The following is an 18,393-nucleotide window of genomic DNA, read 5'->3' on the forward strand; positions in this document are numbered from 1 at the left end:
CCAGGCGCATCCCCCAGGCGCATCCAGAGCCGGAGGTCACCTCGGAGCCTGGAACCTCCCCACCCTGACCGCAGGGGACACTGACCACCGCCACCGCACGTGGTACCAGCGTCGGCTCTCAGGCCACCAGCCCCTTGTCCGCCAGCCAGGAGGAGGCGATGACATCGGAGCCCAGCTGCTCATCCCTGGAGCGGGTGGTCAGAGCACGTAGCTCCTCGGTGGTCAGCAGGGCCGAGACTGCGTTGATCGCGTCGACGGCTGCCTGCGGCAGGGAGCTAGCCACCAGCGGTATAACGTTCTGTGGCAGGATCAGCCCCTCCGGGTCCTCCAGGACCACCAGGTCGTTGGCCTCAATGGCGGGGTCGGCAGTGTAGATGTCGGCGACGTCCACGCTGCCGTCCAGGAGGGCAGCGAGCGTCATCGGGCCGCCGGAGTCCTCGACCGGCTGGACCTGCACGTCCACCCCGTAAATCTCCTTGGCGCCCTCCGGCCCGTAGGGACGCTCCTCGAACTCCGAGTTGGCGGCGACGCTGACGGTACGACCTAGCGTGGCCAGGTCCCCGATCGAGGTCAGAGAGTGCTCCTGGGCGAAGTCCCTGGTCACCGTGTAGGAGTCCTGGTCGCTGGCCTGGGCCGCCTCCAGGACCATGAGGCCCTCGGGCAGGACACCCGGCAGCGCCTCCTGGACCGCCTGGGCGTCACCAGCCGTCGTCTGGGAGTCGTAGAACTGCAGGAGGTTCCCGCTGTACTCCGGTATGACGGTCACACTTGCCGACTCCAGCTCGCTCAGGTACGTCTCACGCTGGCTGATCCGGTACTCCCGGCTGACCGTGAGCCCGGCGTCCTCCATGGCCTGGGCGTAGAGCTCGGCGATGATCTCGTTGGAGTCGCTCTGCTGGCTACCCACGACGACCGTGCCGTCACCGGGGGCCGAGGCCCCGGTGCCCCCGGCCAGAGGGTCGGAGTCGGAGCAGGCGGACAGGACCGCAGTAGCCGCGAGAAGACCGCCGCCGCCCAGGAGACGGCGGCGGCTCACTGCGGACCGTACGGCTGGTTCCGTCGAGGCAGGTACAGGACCAGGCAGGCTGCTGGCCCCCGTGCCGGGGGAAGTTGTCATGGCTGTTCCTTTCGGTTGCGGCGCACGCTGGCCGGGGCCAGGACGCGCTGGAGGAGGGAGAAGAAGGTCTCCGAGGCCAGTGCCACGGCGATGACCAGGAGCGCCGAGGCAAGCATCATGTCGTAGCGCTGCGTCCTGAGCCCCAGGAACATGAGACGCCCCAGGCCTCCGGCCCCGGTGTAGGCGGCGAGGGTGGCCGTGGCCACGACCTGGAGGCTAGCCGAGCGCAGGCCGCCGACGAGCAGCGGGGCTCCCAGGGGGACCTCGACGCGGGTGAGGACCTGCAGCTCGGTCATGCCGCAGGAGCGCGCCCCGTCCACGGCCCCGGTGTCGGCGGAGCGCACACCGCTCGTGGCCCCGGCCAGGACGCTGGGCAGGGCCAGGACGACCAGGGCGATCATGGGTGCGGCAAGCCCGATGCCAAGAAGGAGACCGAGCAGGGTGACCAGCCCCAGGGTAGGCAGGGCGCGCACTGCGCCGGACAGGCCCTGGACCCAGGTGGTCCCGCGCCCGCTGTGGCCGACCCACCAGCCCGCAGGAACCCCGATGAGCGAGGCAAGTCCCACCGCCATGAGGGAGTAGCCCACGTGCTGAGTCAGGAGCGTGCCGAGGGCCAGCCTCCCCGACCAGCTATCCGGGCTGAGGAGGTAGGCCAGCGCCTCAAGCAGGAGAGTCATGACTGCACCCCCGCGCCCCCCGGCGCGCGAGGAGCGGTCTCGCCACCTCGGCTGCCGATAACGTCAGCAGCGGCAGCGGAGGCGTCCTCCCCAGCAGCGCCCGTCGCTGCCCCGGCGACGGTCCAGGGCATGAGCACCCGTCCGGCCCCCAGGACAAGGAGGTCCAGGACCAGGGCCACGGCTGCGGTGAGCAGGATGCCCACGAGGACCTCAGCCTGAATGCCGCGCTGGAACCCGTCGGTGAACAACCACCCCAGGCTGCGCACACCCAGGACGGCGCCGACCGTGGTCAGGGAGATGGTGGACACGCACACCACCCGCAGCCCGGTGAGGACGGCCGGGCCGGCCAGCGCCAGCTCGACGGTGAGAAAGCGGCGCACCGGCCCCACCCCCATGGCGGTGGCCGCATCGAGGACGCGGGGGTCTACCGCGTCCAGGGCGTCCACGGCAGCAGGCACCATGATCGCCAGCCCGTAGAGGGTCAGGGCGACCACGACGTTGACCACGCTGCGCACACCGGTCCCCAGGATAAGGGGCAGGATGATAAGCAGCGGGAGGGAGGGGACGGCGTAGAGCAGGGAGGATCCCCCCACGAGCAGTCTGCGCAGCAGCACCGTGTGCTGGGCCAGCCGGGCCAGCGGCAGGGCCAGGACCAGCGTGGCCACGACGGCGGGCAGGGCCTGGGCCAGGTGCGCGGTGAGGTACCCCAGGATCGTGGGGATGTTGGCGAGGAACCAGGTCACGGCAGCGCTCCGAGGGGCCGGGAGGGCTCAGGTGCCGCAGGCTCCAGCCGACCCAGGACCCGCCCGGCCTCGTCCAGGACCACCCGTTGCTCAGCCCGCTCCTCCAGGCGTAGGCGGCGGTCGGTGTCGTCAAGCCCCAGGAAGCGGACCACAAAGTCGTCGGCCGGGGTGGTCAGCAGCTCGGTCCCGCTGCCCCTCTGGGCGACCTGGGCACCCTGGCGCAGGAGAATGATCTCGTCCCCTAGCGCCAGGGCCTCGTCCACGTCGTGGGTAATGAACAGGATCGTCTTGCCCAGGCCGCGCTGGACACGGAGCAGCTCCTGCTGGAGCTCACGGCGCACCAGGGGGTCCACGGCGCCGAAGGGCTCGTCCATGAGCAGGATGCCGGGGTCAGCGGCCAGCGCCCGGGCGACCCCGACCCGCTGGGCCTGCCCCCCGGAGAGCTGGTGGGGGTAGCGCTCGGAGAGGTCACGGCTCAGCCCCAGGACGTCCATGAGCTCCAGCGCCCTGTCACGCGCACGGCTCCTGTCCTGGCCGTTGAGGCGGGGCACCAAGGTGATGTTGTCGATGACGCGGCGGTGGGGCAGCAGGCCCGCGCTCTGCATGACGTAGCCGGTACGGCGGCGCAGGCTCACGGCGTCGCTGGCCGCGACGTCATCACCGTCAACAAGAACCGCCCCGCTGCTGGGCTCGACCATGCGGTTGACCATGCGTAGGAGCGTGGTCTTGCCGCAGCCTGAGGAACCTAGCAGGACGGTGGTGGTTCCGGCGGCGACCCGGGCCGAGAAGGAGTCCACGGCGAGGGCGCCCTCTCCTGCACGACGTCCTCCCCTGTGGCCAGGGTAGCGCTTCGTGACGGACCTGAACTCGATGGTGCTGCTCATGAGAGGCAGCGTCCTCCTCTCGCGACGTCGCCAGGCTGCCCCCGACGACTGCGTGGCAGGAACCGTACCAGGTATCGGCTTCTATGTCGATACGATATATTTTGATGTATCGTAGTGTCGTGCTTGACCTGCAGATCCTGGGCTTCCTTGATGACGGCCCCCTCCACGGCTATGAGCTGCGGCGCCGTATCCTTGAGCTGGGAGGGCCGGGGACCAGGCTCAGCGCAGGCAGCCTCTACCCCGCCCTGTCCCGCCTGGAGGCCGCTGGCTACCTGACACGTGAGGACGCGGGCACCAGCCGCCGGGTCCGCCGCACACTTACCATCACCGAGTCAGGACGCTCCCGCCTTCACCAGATACTGCGCGACACCAGCGGGGCCGACCTGGAGTCGCAGCCGCGCTTCCTCACAGTCCTGGCATTCCTGTCCCGCCTGCCCCCCGAGGAGCAGCGGGAGGTGCTGCGCCGCCGCATGGAGGTTCTGCAGACCCCTCCGGCCTTCTTCTACGACGACGGGCGGCCTCGCCGCCAGGCCGAGGAGGCAGACCCCTACCGGCAGGGCATGATCACGATAGCCAGCGCCGCCCGCCGGGCGGAGATCACCTGGCTCAGACAGGTGCTGGAGGAGCCGGGCACAACGGTAGCGGCGGACCCGACGGCCGGGCGCACCACGCCCGGCACAGACAGCACCGCTACCACCGGCACCGCAGTCAGCGGGACCAGCCACCCGTCCGGCCGTCGCACCCGCGCGGCCACCACCCGAGCCACCCGAGCCACCCGAGCAAGGAACGCGTGACATGTCCTCATCAGATACCTCCTCCACCCCTTCCTCCACCACGGCCGGCACCTCCGGGCAGGACACGGCACCAGCCACGATGCTGGCCGCACGCCTCAGCGAGCCGGGCTCCGTGGAGAACCTGCAGGTGACCGAGCTGGCCGTCCCGGACCCGCCGCAGGGGTGGGTCCGGCTCAAGGTCATGGCCTTCGGCCTCAACCGCAGCGAGTACCACTCGGTCACAGGCCTTGCCGAGGGCATGACCTTCCCACGGATTCTCGGCATCGAGGCCACGGGCATAGTGGACCTGGACCCCTCCGGCGAGCTCGCACCCGGCACCCAGGCCGCCGCCCTCATGGGCGGCATGGGACGTCAGTTCGACGGAGGCTACGCCCAGTACGTTGTCGTCCCCCGCTCTCAGCTCCTCACCTTCCGCTCCGACCTGCCGTGGGAGATCATCGGAGCCGTCCCCGAGACCCTGCAGACCGCCTACGGATCCCTGACCACGGGCCTGGACCTGCGCCCCGGCCAGACACTGCTGGTCCGGGGAGGGACCTCGGCGCTGGGCCTGGCCGCCGCCGCGCTGGCACTGGAGAAGGGCTGCCGGGTCCTGGCGACCTCCCGGCGCCAGGAGGGACTGGATCTCCTGGCCTCACGCGGGGTGACACCTCTGCTCGACGACGGCGCGGTCGCCTCCCGGGCACGAGAGCTGGCGCCCCAGGGTGTGGACGCCGCCCTGGAGCTGGTAGGCGTGCCCACCCTGCGCGACTCCCTGGAGGCCACTGCCGTACACGGCACGGTGTGCTTCTCCGGCATGCTCTCCGACAGCTGGACGATTCCCGACTTCTACCCCCTGGACTGGATCCCCTTCGGGGTCAGGCTCACCACCTACTCGGGCGGGGCCGAGTCCCTCCCCCAGGGCGAGCTCCAGCGGGTGCTGGACGCTATTGCAACAGGGAGCCTGGACCTGCTCCCCATCCACCCCTACCCCCTGTCACGGATACAAGACGCCCACCGCGCTATCGTCGCAGGAACCCACATCGGCAAGCTGGTCGGCCTTCCCTGGGCCTAGGGGCTTGATGCCGGTCACCGGTGCACCAGGCGACCTCCGGCTCACTGCCGCTCACCAACAGCAGTCGCGCGATACCCGCCTCGTCACGTAGTCTTTGCCACTACCCTGCCAGCCCGGCTGCTGACGGCCCGGTGCGCCCACGCCACGGCAGCGTCAGCGCTAACGGGGTGGTAGCGACACAGCCAGAGTCGGCGCCAGGGACAGCACCAAGGACAACGTGAGCCAAGACGTCAGCGAGGACGTCACCACAACCCTGAGGGGGCACATCATGGCACGTACGCACAAGCAGTCAGCGTCGTCAGCGTCCAGCAACCGGTCTTTTGTCGACCCGCCTGCGCAGGCAGCAGACAACGCCTGGGTCCGCGACTGGAGGGCGCTGGAGGAGGAGGCCCTGGGCGACCCACAGGGCTACTGGGCACGCAGGGCCGAGGAGCTGGAGTGGTCGGCCCCGTGGCACACGGTCCTTGACGACACCGAGGCGCCCTTCTACCGCTGGTTCGTGGGAGCGCGGACCAACATCGTCTCCAGCGCCGTCGACCGGCACCTGGGTACGGCGCGCAAGAACAAGCTGGCCCTCATCTGGGTAGGTGAGGACACCTCCCAGGTGCGCACCTTCTCCTACTTCGCCCTCGGCCGGGAGGTGGAGAGGATGGCCAACATCCTCAAGGCAATGGGAGTGGGCAAGGGCGACGTGGTGACCATCTACCTGCCCCGTATCCCCGAGGTCGTCTTCACCATGCTGGCCTGCGCCAAGATCGGGGCCATCCACTCCGTGGTCTTCGCCGGGTACTCCTCCGAGGCCCTGACCGCCCGGATCGACGACTCCGAGTCCACAGTCGTCGTCACCGCCGACGGGTCATGGGTCAACGGCCGGGTCTTCCCGCTCAAGGACATCATCGACGAGGCAGTGCGCTTCTCCCCCACCGTGCACAACGTCATCGTCGTACGCAACACGGGCAGCGAGGTGACCATGGACCCGATCCGGGACCACTGGTACCACGAGCTGTGCAAGATGCCTGTCGCCAAGGGTCGCTGCGAGACCCTCCAGCTCGACGCCGAGGACCCCCTGTTCATCCTCTACACCTCAGGGTCGACCGGACAGCCCAAGGCGGTGCTGCACTCCCACGGCGGCTACATGGTCGGCACCTACGTCACCCTCCACGACTGCTTCGACATCCATGACGAGGACCGGTGGTGGTGCACCTCGGACCCGGGGTGGATCACCGGGCACAGCTACCTGGTCTACGGCCCCCTGCTGTGCGGAGCCACAGCGTTCATGTACGAGGGTAACCCGACCTACCCCTACCCCGACCGGTGGTGGGACCTCATTGAGCGCTACGGGATCACCTCCTTCTACACTGCCCCCACGGCGATACGCACGCTCATGCGCTTCGGCGAGGCCTGGGTCAGGCGCCACGACCTATCGAGCCTGAGGCTGCTGGGCAGCGTAGGGGAGCCGCTCAACCCCGAGGCCTGGGCGTGGTTCCACCAGGTCGTGGGCCAGGAGCGGTGCCCCATCATCGACACCTGGTGGCAGACGGAGACCGGCATGTTCCAGATCACCACGGTACCGTCGATGCCCATGAAGCCCGGGGCAGCAGGCCGTCCTGTCTTCGGTCAGGAGGCAGCAGTCGTGGACGAGGACGGCAACGAGGTGCCCGACGGAGTCGAGGGCAACCTGGTCCTCAGGCATCCCTGGCCCTCCATGATGCGTACGCTCTACCGTGACCCACAGCGTTACGTGAGCACCTACTGGGAGAAGTACCCCGGCCTCTACCACACAGGAGACTCAGCCAGGCGTGACGCCGACGGATGGTTCTGGATCATCGGGCGCACCGACGACATCATCAAGGTCTCAGGCCACCGCCTGGGTACTGCGGAGGTGGAGTCCGCGCTCGTGTCCCACCCGTCGGTAGTCGAGGCGGCCGCAGTGGGTCTGCCGCACGAGGTCAAGGGGCACGCCGTTCACGTGTCCGTGGTCCTTCTGCCCGGTACCGAACCCACCCGCAGGCTGGAGGCCGAGCTGCGCGAGCACGTGGCAGCCACCCTGTCCCCCATCGCCAAGCCGGACTCCTTCGACTTCCCTGAGAGCCTGCCCAAGACCCGCTCGGGGAAGATCCTGCGACGAGTCCTGCGGGCACGGGCTCTGGGCCAGGACGAGGGCGACCTGACGACCCTGGACGCCGACTAGGGTCCTGCCTGCCCGCGTCCAGAGTGTGCAGGCAGCTCCTTCTCCGTGCCTGCGGCCTGCGGCTCCGGCCCGGCCCCGGTCCTAGGTGCCGAACCACTCCTGCACCCGGTGGACGACAGCCCGGTCAAAGGCATCGTCAGAGTGGTGGGCCGCGATCCAGGAGGCGAAGGAGCCGTCCGCGCACTCGTCCATCTGGGCGCGGCACGCCTGCGGGGCACGCAGCGCACGGACCAGCATCTCCTCCGCCTGGGCGGCGTCACGGTAGAGGAACGGGTAGCCCTGGGGCACCAGTGCCCGCGCCCAGGGGCGGTCCGGCATCACACCCACGACACCCGCCCCCAGGGCCTCCACGTAGAGCAGCCCGTAGGACTCCTCCTGGGCGGTAGCCAGGAAGGCTGTCGTGCGCGCCAGGGCCTGCCAGTAGGAGGAACGTGTGGCCATTAGCGGTCCCACCCACGCCCAGTCCCGCCGGGACACAGCCATGGCACGCTCGGAGACCAGGTGGGACTCGTGCAGGCGCATCTCCATCCTCAGCGGCACCTGTCTGCGGACACGGTCCACTACCTCAAGGAAGAGGTCCGGCCTCTTGTTACGCGACAGGTAGATAGCCGGGTAGAGCACGACCGGAGGATCAGCCGGGTCGCGGGGCTGGATGTGGTCCAGGCGGAACCCCAGGTTGACCCAGGACAGGCGAGCCTTCTCTGCCAGGGGCTGGACGGCCCATCGCTGCACCAGCTCGCGGATCTCGGAGGCGGTGCGCTCGGAGTTGGCGAACGTGGGGAACAGGGCGCAGGACAGAGCCGTCGCGGCAGTAGCCACCTCGTCGGTACCGGAGGCGACCGGTCTCCAGACAAAGTTCATGATCCGTGGCACCTGGCTGCTGGGCGAGCCCCCGGCCAGGGCCAGGTAGACCTGGGGGGAGTCCACGACGTCCATGTTGATGACCACGCTGTGAGCCGGGTCGATCATGCCCAGTGGCAGGACGTCGAAGCCGCTGGTGCCACGGCTGGTCCCGCGCCTGGCTACCGGGCCCACCAGGACGGAACCCGGGAAGATGCGCAGCAGACGCCGCACCAGGGTGTCGCCCGCCTCATGGCCAGCCACCTGGCCGTCCGCGCTGATGACGACGTCGTCGCGCTTGATGACAATGCTCATGACGGGGTCTCCTGCTCTGTCAGAGCCTCTTCGTGCTCCTGGAGGTCGTCGAGGGCTGGGGAGCCGCCGGTGCGCATGGCGTAGAAGGAACGGTAGACGAAGACGACCGAGACCAGGAGGAACACAGCGGCCAGGGCGGTCACGAGGGAGCCGGCTCCCTGGCTCCGGAGACTGACCGCCAGCTCGACGGCCAGCAGCCCGAAGAGGGTAGTGAACTTGATGATCGGGTTGAGTGCCACTGAGGAGGTGTCCTTAAAGGGGTCTCCCACGGTGTCACCCACCACGGAGGCGTCGTGCAGCGCGGTTCCCTTCATGTGCAGGTCCACCTCGACCACCTTCTTGGCGTTGTCCCACGCACCACCGGCGTTGGCCATGTAGATGGCCTGGTAGAGGCCGAAGAGCGCGATGGACACGAGGTAGCCGATAAAGAAGTAGGGCTCGATGAAGGCGAAGGACAGGGTGGCGAAGAAGACGGCGAGAAAGATTGTGAGCATCCCCTGCTGTGCGTACTGGGTGCAGATCTCCACGACTCGGCGCGAGTCCTCGACACTGGCCCGCTGCGCCCCGGCGTCCAGGTGGATGGAGCCGCGGATGAAGGCTACCGCCCGGTTGGCACCGGTGGTCACGGCCTGGATCGAGGCGCCGGAGAACCAGAAGACCACCGCTCCCCCGGTGATCAGCCCCAGGAGGAAGGGGGCGTGGAGCAGGGAGAGGTTCTCGATGCCGGTGCGCAGGTGGTCGGTCAGCCCGATGATGATAGAGAAGATCATGGTGGTCGCCCCCACCACCGCGGTCCCGATGAGGACCGGCTTGGCCGTGGCCTTGAAGGTGTTCCCGGCCCCGTCGTTGTCCTCCAGGAGGAGCTTGGCGCGCTCCCACCGGGGCTCGAGGCCCGGACTGGCCTGCGTGCCTCGGCGCAGCTCGGCGTCGATGCCCTCGATCTCCTCGATGCGGGAGAGCTCGTAGACGCTCTGGGCGTTGTCGGTGACCGGCCCGTAGGAGTCCACGGCTATCGTCACCGGTCCCGTCCCCAGGAAGCCGAAGGCGACCAGGCCGAAGGCGAACACGCTGGGAGCGAGCATGTACTCGTCCAGGCTCTGGGAGCCCAGCAGGTAGGCGGCCGTCATGAGCCCGACGACGGTCATACCCAGCCAGTAGGCTGAGAAGTTGCCCGCCACCACGCCAGAGAGGATGTTGAGGCTCGCACCGCCCTGCCGTGAGGAGGTGACGGTCTCACGCACGTGGCGAGATCTGGTGGAGGTGAAGACCTTGACCAGCTCGGGGATGAGGGCCCCGGCCGCGGTGCCGCAGGTGACGATGGTGGCCAGCCTCAGCCACAGCCCGGTGCCGAGGCCACCCAGGACGAGCCACGTGGTCAGGTAGGTCAGCGCCACGCACAGCAGGGAGGTCAGCCACACCAGGGTGGTCAGAGGCGTCTCAAAGCTCATCCGCTCCGCGGTCCCGTAGCGCGCCCGGGTCCAGGCGCTGTTGACGGCGTAGGCGGCCCAGGCCGCCAGGATCATGGCGGAGCGCACGGTGAAAAGCCACACCAGCAGGGTGGCCTGGAGGCCAGGATCCTCCACGGCCAGGAGGATGAAGGTCACCAGGGCCACGCCCGTGACACCGTAGGTCTCAAAGCCGTCGGCGCTGGGCCCCACCGAGTCCCCGGCGTTGTCTCCCGTGCAGTCGGCGATGACCCCGGGGTTGCGGGGGTCGTCCTCGTCAATCTTGAACACGATCTTCATCAGGTCCGCACCGATGTCGGCGATCTTGGTGAAGATGCCTCCGGCGATACGCAGGGCGGAGGCCCCCAGGGACTCTCCGACGGCGAAGCCGATGAAGCAGGCCCCGGCAACGTCGGCGGGCAGCAGGAGCAGGATGACCAGCATCATGAGCAGCTCCAGGCTGATAAGCACCATACCGATGCTCATGCCCGCACGCAGGGGGATGCGGTGCACGGGGTAGGGCCTGCCCCGCAGGGAGGCGAAGGCGGTGCGGGCGTTGGCGAAGGTGTTGACCCGGATACCGAACCAGGCCACGAGGTAGGACCCGCCCATGCCCAGCAGGGAGAAGACGACGACGATACCGACCCGCCCCCAGCCAAAGCCCACCAGTGCCCTGTAGTAGATGACGATGACGGTGGTGATGAACGCCCACAGGACCAGGAGGAACCTTCCCTGACGCACTAGGTAGGCCTGGCAGGTGGAGTAGATAAGCTCGGCGACCTCCAGCATCGAGGCATGGGTGGGCAGGCGCCGCAGCTGGAGGAAGGTGGCCAGGCCGAAGCCCAGGCCCAGCAGGCAGACGAGCATGCCTGCCACCAGCAGGAGGCGGCCGTCCAGGCCTGCGACCCGGGCCGCCGACAGGTCCGGCAGGACCAGGCTGGCCTCTCCTCCGCCCAGGCCGTCCTGGGCGTGTGGGCTTCCTGAGGCCCCGGAGGCATCAGGGTCCGTCGAGCAGGCGGGCAGGACCAGGCAGAGCACGAGCACCAGCAAGGGGGCCAACCTGGAACGACAGAAGGAACGACGTCGTCGTCCGCCTGGTGGCAGCGTCGGCTCGGGCCTGGGGACGCGGGAAAGGAGGGAACGGACTAGGTCGGGGTCGGAGTCGGCGGCCCCACGGGTGGAAGGCATATGATCTCGCTGCATCCTGGAAACCTGGAAACCTGATTGTCAGCAGGACGGGACCGGGCTGTCCCGCTGCCTTACCCGCAGTCTAACGGTGATACTCGTCACTCGGAAGAGGGGGCTGCTCTTTCATCGCGAGAAGATTCAGTAGTCCCCGGCGATCACCTCGGCCCGGTCTCCCTCCGGGTCCAGCAAGGCGACCTCGTAGCAGCCGTCACCAGTAGTGTGGGGTCCGTCGCCGACACGCACCCCAGCCTCATACATCCGCAAAGCCAACTCGCTCACAAGCGGCGGTCACAGGCTGGCGGTCAGCCAGGGCGAAGGAGCCCTGTATCCGGCCCGCCCGGCCACCACCCGCCCCGTCAGCACCAGCCGCCGGGTGCCGGGGTCACGCGGGCAGGTGGTCCTCGTTGCTGACCTGTTCGGTTGCCACCATACCCAGGTAGTCCCATCGGAAGCTGCGAGAGACTACTAGGACGCGGCGGGACGTGGACGTCAGCCAGCGGGCACAGGCGGCGCAGAGGGTACGTGCAGGGCGGACCCTGCAGAGTTCTCGGTGCTGCCAGGCTGCTCCGCACCCGCGGGAAAGGAGGTCCTTTGCAGCGACAGCAAGGGAGGTAAGGGAGAGCAGACGCCCTCCGTCGGGCTCAGGAGCCCTCCCCGCGGATCGCCTCTGTCAGCGTCCAGCGGTTGAAGACCCCGTGAAGACGCTTTCCGTTGAGGTAGACCACCGGGGCGCCTTCCTCCTCGGTCAGCCCGTCAACTTCAAGGGTCTCACGCAGCACCTTCGGCTCGTCGACGGCACTGGCCACGCGCTCCAGCAGGGCATCGACGTCCAGACCCTCCTCACGGGCGGTCTGTGTGATGCGCTCCTCAGTGACCTCGCCGCGCAGGGCCGCCAGGCTGTCATGGAAGGACGTCCACTGGCGCTGGGCGTAGGCGGCCTCCAGGGCCAGCGCAGCCAGCAGGGAGTCCGGACCGGTAACCCTGTGGCGCATGACGAGGAGTACCTCACCAGAGGTAATCATGGGCTCGATCGCCCACAAGGCCTCCACGAGCCGCCACCGGTCCTCATAGGTAACGTCAGCGTAGTTGACCAGGACGCTGGGCGCGCCCGGGGTACCGAAGAGGATGTCGCGCTCAGTGTCCACCGGGCGGGGCAGCGTCTCGCCCACGCCCTCGGGCAGCGGACGGAGCCAGTCGCCCAGGCGGAAGATGGTGGCTGCCAGAGCCAGAGCCAGTAGGGAGGCACTCAGCACGCCAATACGGGCCTGGTCACTGGCCGCCTCGTCCTCCAGGGCGATCCCGGCCACGAGCAGGGAGATGGTGAAGCCCATGCCGGACAGTGCTCCCAGGCCCATGATCCGCGGCAGGTCAAGCCCAGGCAGCCGAGAACCGGGGACCAGGCGCAGCACGACGGCCGCGCCGACGGTGACTCCGAGGAGCTTGCCCAGGACAAGGCCCAGGATCACCGCCCAGGTGATGCGGGAGGAGGCGGCTGCCCTGACAGCCTCCCCGGACAGCTCGACCCCCGCATTAGCCAGCGCGAAGAGCGGGACCACAATGTAGTTGACGTAGGGCGGCAGCACCGTGGACAGGCGCTGGTTGAGAGGTATCGCGTAGGCAAGGATCTCACGCAGGATCATCGCCGCGGTGGGGGTCGGTGCCTGGCGGTAAAGGGCGGCCACCTCCACCGCCCCGTTGGCGTCGTCCCTGCGCACGTTGTAGACAGGCATGAGCAGGGCGATGAGTACCCCTGCCAGGGTGGCGTGAACGCCCGAGCGGTAGAGCGCGTACCAGATCGCGATCCCGAGCACGAGGTAGGGAGGCGATCGCCACACGCCACGGCGGGCCAGGAGCCACACCCCCGCCAGGCCCGCCACCGCCAGAGCCAGCGCCACGAGGTCAAGGGAGCTGGTGTAGAAGACGGCAAGCACCAGCAGGGCCCCGATGTCGTCGATGACGGCGAAGGTCAGGAGGAAGAGCCGCAGCCGCGGGGCACGCCGGGGGCCGACCAGGGCCAGCATGCCAATAGCAAAGGCGGTGTCGGTGGAGATGACGGCTCCCCAGGCGTGAGAGCCCTCTGTTCCCCCCGCGATGGCAAGAAAGACGAGGACCGGGACCACCAGCCCACCCACAGCAGCCGCGGCTGGCAGGAGGGCGCGCCCGGGCAGGCGGAGCTCACCCAGGGTGAGGTCACGGCGTACGTCGAGGCCCACCATGAAGAAGAAGACCGCCATGAGCCCCTCGTCGACCCATCCGTGCAGAGTCAGCTCGACGCTGAAGGGCCCCAGGGCCAGGGAGGCGGGCGTGTCCCAGAAGGCGTGGTAGCTGTGACCGGTATTGGCCCACACCAGGGCTATCAAGGTCGCCGCCGCCAGGGCGAGGGCAGCGTAGGTCTCATTGGTCTGGATGGACAGGAGCCTGGCCCGTCGCCTCAGGTACCAGTCGACGGACTCCCTCCGGTCCGACAGATCGGCTACCGTCCTGCTCACACTGCTCCCTTCAGCATGCCGTTGCCCGTGTCAGCGGTCGTCCGCCAGTGTCGTTCCTCGTCACCATGTGTCCCACATGTGTCCCACGCCTCCTGGTAGCCCGGCCACTCAGTCCTGTGCCGCGGGGCGCTCCGGGGCTGCGTCCTCAGGTCCGTCCAGGAAGCGGAAGCCCTGGGCCTCCATGGTGGCAGCCACCGTCGGGAAGTAGTACCGGGAGTACATGGAGGAGGTGTCCTGGGACCAGGTTCCCATCTGGGTCATTCCCTGCGCGTCCCACCAGTCGCGCAGGAGCTCGTCATAGACCTGGGCGCCATGCTCCACCGCCTGCGCGTCATAGCGCTCCTCCATGGCGTAGGACTCCAGGGGCACCCGAGGCTTGACCTGGGGTGTCTTCTGCCGGTCCGCCACACCCAGGGTGGAGGCCACCACAGGGAAGGTGTGGGCGGGCAGCCCCAGCAGCTCGATGAGGGCGGCCGGGTCGTTACGGACTCCACCGATCGCGGTGGTGGCGTATCCCAGGCTGTGAGCCGCGGTCTGAAAGGTGGCCAGAGCGATACCCGCATCCACCGCGCCGACAAGAATCCCCTCGGCGCTGCGGTGGACCACCTGCTCGCGCTGATGCTTCCTGGCAGCCAGATCGGTTCGGTAGAAGTCGACAACGAAGACCACGACGACCTCGGCCCCGGCAACCTGTGGCTGGCCACCAGCGATGTCGGCGACAGCCTGGATACGGTCACGGTCACGCAGGACCACGAGACTCAGCCCCTCGGCGTTGATGGAGGTAGGAGCCTGGCGGGTAGCCAGAAGGATCTGGGTGAGATCCTCCTGAGGCACCGGCTCCCCACTGAAGGCCCGCACCGACCGACGTTCACGCAGCAGGGACAGGACCTCGCTGGTGGGCTCAGGATCGTTGGTGGGCACAAGATCAGGGACGTCGTTGTGCGTCATGACGACTACTCCTCAGGTGTGAGCGACTACGGATGACCAGAGCAGGCAGACACACCAGTGACGCGGACACCGGGTCGGCTTGTGGCCGACGCCGGGGACAGGACACGACCTCAGTGACGACGCCGACTGTCTGGCCTCCTCCGCCTGCCTAACCTGCCCAGCGCTAGGAACATTCCTGATCTGCCACGCCTGCGACCACGCTCACCCGGTGAGAGGAATACCAGGAGAAGCACCCTGATACAGGCCTGGAAGACCGTCAATCCACTCCACCGCCCCAGCCAAGCGGCAGGACCAGGAGCACAGCGGTGCAGCCCACCGGGCACATCCACACCCGGGCTGCACCGCTCAAGCCACGTGCTACTCCTGCGCCGCCGAAGGGCGCGTCATGTCCGCAGGCACCACCCAGGCGTCGAACTGCTCCTCGGTGACAAAGCCCAGCTCCAGGGCGGACTGACGCAGGGACAGGCCTTTGTGGTGCGCGTTCTTGGCGATCTTGGAGGCCTTGTCGTAGCCGATGTGGCGGTTGAGGGCCGTGACCTGCATGAGGTTGGTCTCCAGGTTGGCCCGGATACGCTCCGTGTTGGGCTCGATACCGTAGGCACAGTTGGTGTCGAAGGAGACGCACGCGTCACCTAGGAGCTGGATAGACTCCAGCACGCACCAGGCCATGACCGGCTTGAACACGTTGAGCTGGAAGTTACCCTGGGACCCCGCGAAGCCGACAGTGGCGTCGTTGCCAAAGACCTTGGTAGCCACCATGGTCATCGCCTCGCACTGAGTGGGGTTGACCTTGCCCGGCATGATGGACGAACCCGGCTCGTTCTCGGGGATGATAAGCTCCCCGATTCCGTTGCGCGGACCGGAAGCGTACCAGCGCACGTCGTTGGCGACCTTCATCAGGGCATCCGCCAGGACGCGCAGGGCACCGGAGACCAGGACCAGGGCGTCGTGAGCGCCCAGGGCGGCGAAGAGGTTGTCCGCCTGGGCAAACTCGATACCGGTCTCCTCACTGATCTTACGCGCGCACAGCTCGCCGAAGCGGGGGTGGGCGTTGAGACCGGTCCCCACCGCGGTCCCGCCGATAGCCAGCTCGCGTGCCCGGGAGTCGGCATAGCGGATGCCGTCCAGGGCGAAGTCGATCTGGGCTACCCAGCCGGAGATGACCTGCCCCAGGGTGATGGGGGTAGCGTCCTGGAGGTGGGTACGCCCCACCATGACGACGTCGTCGTACTGCCTGGCCTTGGCGTCCAGGGTGTCGCGCAGCTGGGTGACACGCGGGTACATGGCCGCCAGCTCGGAGACGACCGCGATATGCATAGCGGTGGGGAAGGTGTCGTTGGAGGACTGCCCGCGGTTGACGTGGTCGTTGGGATGGACAGGGGTCTTGGAACCAACCTGCCCCCCAGCCATCTCGATGGCCCGGTTGGAGATGACCTCGTTGGAGTTCATGTTCGACTGCGTTCCGGAGCCGGTCTGAAAGACTACCAGGGGGAACTCGTCGTCAAGCCTGCCCGCGATGACTTCGTCACCGGCCGCGGCGATGAGGTCGGCGATGTCACGCGGCAGCTCGCCGAGCTCGGCGTTGGCCAGGGCGGCCGACTTCTTGAGCACCCCCAGTGCCTTGATCATGGGGCGGCCCCACACGAAGGTCTCCCGGCCAATGTCAAAGTTGTGCAGGGACCGCTCGGTCTGCGCCCCCCAGTAGCGCTCAGCGGCGACCTCGACGGTGCCCATGGAGTCGGTCTCGGTACGGGTAGAGGTCGGCGGGTCCTGCCGGCTCAGCTGGCCTGAGGTCTTCTCTGGTGTCTTCTTCTCTGGTGTCTTCGCGTCTGCTGGCATGCCCCAAGGCTACCCCGGAGCCTGGCGCACGGTGCGAGGACCGGCGTCCTAGGGTCGCCCGCCCAGGCTCTCATCCCGCCTCCTCCACCCACCTCACCCCACCCGTTTTTCTCATTATTTTCTCTCTTTTCTATCTATTTCTCTCTTTTCCGACCACTCCCGCTCCTTTTCTGTCCGTCAAGCTGCAAAGCGGCACAGAACTGATTAACCCGGCAGTACAGCCCCTCGGCGCAGGGGGAGTCGCAGATACGGTGGAAGCGCTCACGACAGCCACGTGAAAGGAGAATGTCATGAGCGACAACGGAACATTTGACCGCATGACGGGCAAGGCCAAGGAATCCATAGGCAAGGCGACCGGGGACAAGGAGACCGAGACCGAGGGAATCATTCAGCAAGCCGAGGGCAGGGCCAAGAAGGCTACCGAGGACCTCAAGGACAGCGCTCAGGGGGTAGCCAACCGGGTCGGGAAGGACAGGGCCAGGAAGGACGAGCAGTAGTCGTTGCGCGGCAGGTCCCTGCACCACCGGTGGATCACCGCCTGCTGACTGAGTTCTGGCAGGCGGCGACCCACCGGGCCCGCCCCTCCCACAGCAGTGGACACACCACCCCCCCCACTAAGCCTCCAGCTCGCCAGCCGCACCCTCCCACCCGGATGGACGCTCCCCCACCCGGATGGACGCTCCACGCCCTCAGGCACCGCTTCCCCACCACCGCCTACGGCGCAGACCGCGACATCCTCGCCGTCCAGATCCTCGCCGTCCAGCGCCTCCTCGGCCACACCTCTGTGTCCACCACTCAGCGCTATACCGCACCACCCACCAACGCCATGAGAAAAGCAGTTGAGACAGCAGCCTAGTCCCTGCTGACTCTGGCGTGCCTGCCTACCGGTCTGGGCACGGCCCCCATCTCTTCCCTGGCCCCCTTCCTCCCCGGCAAGAACACTGGGTGCTCCGGGAAGGGCTCCGGAGAAGGACACCCCCCAGGACCTGGGGGAGGAGGCCTGGCTGACCGGCGTGCCCCCCGACCTGGCCACCCAGCTCGACCCGACCAGGCTGGGTGACACCCAGGCAGCCGCCCTGGTCCTGGGCGCCCCCAGGACAGCCTCACCCAGGCGGTCGACACCCTCTCCGCCGACCTGGCTGACGCCACGCCGTGTCTGCTGGAGCGGTGTAGACACACCCCAAGTTATGTACTACAATACTGGTATGGCCATCCATTACAGCGAGAGCGCCGACAAGCACGGGGTTCCCCACCCCGAGATCGAGTACGCCATCTTCCACCCCATCAACAAGCAGCAGGTCGAGGGCCGACGCGGGGACACCACCTTCGTCTTCGTCGGCCCCCGCCACGACCTGTCCCGCAGCCTCCTGGAGGTCATGGTCGCCCTCAGGCCCGACGGCCGCCTGGTCGTCTTCCACGCCATGGAGCTGACCGACCGGTGGAGGTGGCTGCTCTACGCGCCCGGACACGCACAGTGGGAGGAGTAACCATGACCAGCCGCCGCTCCCGCCAGGGCGGGACCCTGCCCAGCACGACCACCGACGCCGAGCTCGCCGACCTAGCCGCCCAGGGGCGGCTGCACCCCGTCGGCCGCCCCCTCGGCGGCGGCACCATCACCAGCGAGGACCAGCTACGCGCCCTCATGGGAGGGCGGCCGACCCTCGGCCACGACCACGCCACCGGGCACGGGGCCTCCGCGCGCCGCCAGGTCCGCCTGCCCGAGCACACCAACACCGCCCTGGACGCCTACGCCACCGCCCACCACATGACCCCCAGCGCCGTCATCCGCCAGGCCCTGGAGAAGTTCCTCAACGACGACCTTGCCGTGACACATCAGGACAACCCCCGCCACGCCACGCCTCTCTAGCCGAA

The 18,393-nt window shown here is 68.2% G+C and carries 17 protein-coding genes; 7 read left to right on the forward strand and 10 right to left on the reverse strand.

Features of this window, described 5'->3' with window-relative positions; translation table 11 throughout:
• Nucleotides 1-118: 118 nt before the first annotated feature.
• From D5R93_RS09175 to D5R93_RS09190, 4 genes are read right to left on the reverse strand one after another with little or no spacing between them, the layout of a single operon-like run.
• Nucleotides 119-1,117, reverse strand: coding sequence for an ABC transporter substrate-binding protein (locus D5R93_RS09175; protein WP_120204842.1), 999 nt, complete (start codon nt 1,115-1,117; stop codon nt 119-121).
• Nucleotides 1,114-1,794: an ABC transporter permease gene (locus D5R93_RS09180; protein WP_119836461.1), complete on the reverse strand. Its 681-nt coding sequence runs from the start codon at nt 1,792-1,794 to the stop codon at nt 1,114-1,116. The genes D5R93_RS09175 and D5R93_RS09180 overlap by 4 nt, the downstream gene beginning before the upstream one ends.
• Nucleotides 1,791-2,537 carry an ABC transporter permease gene (locus D5R93_RS09185; RefSeq protein WP_119836462.1) on the reverse strand — a complete coding sequence of 249 codons (747 nt, stop codon included), beginning with the start codon at nt 2,535-2,537 and terminating at the stop codon, nt 1,791-1,793. The genes D5R93_RS09180 and D5R93_RS09185 overlap by 4 nt, the downstream gene beginning before the upstream one ends.
• Nucleotides 2,534-3,421: an ABC transporter ATP-binding protein gene (locus D5R93_RS09190; RefSeq protein ID WP_120204844.1), complete on the reverse strand. Its 888-nt coding sequence runs from the start codon at nt 3,419-3,421 to the stop codon at nt 2,534-2,536. The genes D5R93_RS09185 and D5R93_RS09190 overlap by 4 nt, the downstream gene beginning before the upstream one ends.
• 119 nt (nt 3,422-3,540) lie before the next feature.
• On the opposite strand from D5R93_RS09190, the gene D5R93_RS09195 reads away from it, so the two are divergent.
• From D5R93_RS09195 to acs, 3 genes are all read left to right on the forward strand, one after another.
• Nucleotides 3,541-4,215 carry a PadR family transcriptional regulator gene (locus D5R93_RS09195; RefSeq protein WP_119836464.1) on the forward strand — a complete coding sequence of 225 codons (675 nt, stop codon included), beginning with the start codon at nt 3,541-3,543 and terminating at the stop codon, nt 4,213-4,215.
• Nucleotide 4,216: 1 nt separating this feature from the next.
• A complete protein-coding gene (locus D5R93_RS09200) occupies nt 4,217-5,266 on the forward strand; it encodes a zinc-binding dehydrogenase (protein ID WP_205570037.1) in 1,050 nt (349 codons plus the stop codon).
• Between the two features lie 217 nt (nt 5,267-5,483).
• The gene (acs, locus tag D5R93_RS09205; RefSeq protein WP_243106686.1) at nt 5,484-7,457 is read left to right on the forward strand and encodes an acetate--CoA ligase; all 1,974 of its coding nucleotides are present in this window, start codon (nt 5,484-5,486) and stop codon (nt 7,455-7,457) included.
• 81 nt (nt 7,458-7,538) lie between these two features.
• Here acs and D5R93_RS09210 read toward each other — a convergent pair whose 3' ends face one another.
• The 6 genes from D5R93_RS09210 to fumC form a co-directional block, all read right to left on the reverse strand.
• Entirely contained in the window at nt 7,539-8,612 is a 1,074-nt protein-coding gene (locus tag D5R93_RS09210) for a glycosyltransferase family protein (RefSeq protein ID WP_119836465.1), read from the reverse strand.
• Nucleotides 8,609-11,245 (reverse strand): sodium-translocating pyrophosphatase, encoded by a 2,637-nt coding sequence (locus D5R93_RS09215; RefSeq protein WP_243106687.1) that lies wholly within the window; start codon nt 11,243-11,245, stop codon nt 8,609-8,611. Before D5R93_RS09215 ends, D5R93_RS09210 begins: the two co-directional genes overlap by 4 nt.
• A 138-nt stretch (nt 11,246-11,383) precedes the next feature.
• Nucleotides 11,384-11,524 (reverse strand): VOC family protein, encoded by a 141-nt coding sequence (locus D5R93_RS13330; RefSeq protein WP_162933898.1) that lies wholly within the window; start codon nt 11,522-11,524, stop codon nt 11,384-11,386.
• 362 nt (nt 11,525-11,886) lie between these two features.
• Complete coding sequence (nhaA, locus tag D5R93_RS09220; RefSeq protein WP_243106688.1) at nt 11,887-13,734, reverse strand: Na+/H+ antiporter NhaA; 1,848 nt, start codon at nt 13,732-13,734, stop codon at nt 11,887-11,889.
• Between the two features lie 108 nt (nt 13,735-13,842).
• On the reverse strand, nt 13,843-14,682 hold the full coding sequence (locus D5R93_RS09225; protein ID WP_119836466.1) for a nitroreductase family protein: 840 nt from the start codon (nt 14,680-14,682) through the stop codon (nt 13,843-13,845).
• 357 nt (nt 14,683-15,039) lie between these two features.
• Entirely contained in the window at nt 15,040-16,521 is a 1,482-nt protein-coding gene (fumC, locus tag D5R93_RS09230) for a class II fumarate hydratase (protein ID WP_279221340.1), read from the reverse strand.
• Between the two features lie 290 nt (nt 16,522-16,811).
• Between fumC and D5R93_RS09235 the strand changes: the two genes are divergently transcribed.
• From D5R93_RS09235 to D5R93_RS09250, 4 genes are all read left to right on the forward strand, one after another.
• A complete protein-coding gene (locus D5R93_RS09235) occupies nt 16,812-17,018 on the forward strand; it encodes a CsbD family protein (protein ID WP_119836468.1) in 207 nt (68 codons plus the stop codon).
• A gap of 155 nt (nt 17,019-17,173) precedes the next feature.
• Nucleotides 17,174-17,377 (forward strand): tyrosine-type recombinase/integrase, encoded by a 204-nt coding sequence (locus D5R93_RS09240; RefSeq protein WP_119836469.1) that lies wholly within the window; start codon nt 17,174-17,176, stop codon nt 17,375-17,377.
• A 349-nt stretch (nt 17,378-17,726) separates the two neighbouring features.
• Complete coding sequence (locus D5R93_RS13335) at nt 17,727-18,008, forward strand: hypothetical protein (RefSeq protein ID WP_162933899.1); 282 nt, start codon at nt 17,727-17,729, stop codon at nt 18,006-18,008.
• A gap of 2 nt (nt 18,009-18,010) precedes the next feature.
• Entirely contained in the window at nt 18,011-18,388 is a 378-nt protein-coding gene (locus D5R93_RS09250; protein WP_120204850.1) for a ribbon-helix-helix domain-containing protein, read from the forward strand.
• The last annotated feature ends 5 nt before the right edge of the window (nt 18,389-18,393 follow it).

The sequence above is a fragment of the Actinomyces lilanjuaniae genome (assembly GCF_003606385.1).
Lineage (GTDB): Bacteria > Actinomycetota > Actinomycetes > Actinomycetales > Actinomycetaceae > Actinomyces > Actinomyces lilanjuaniae.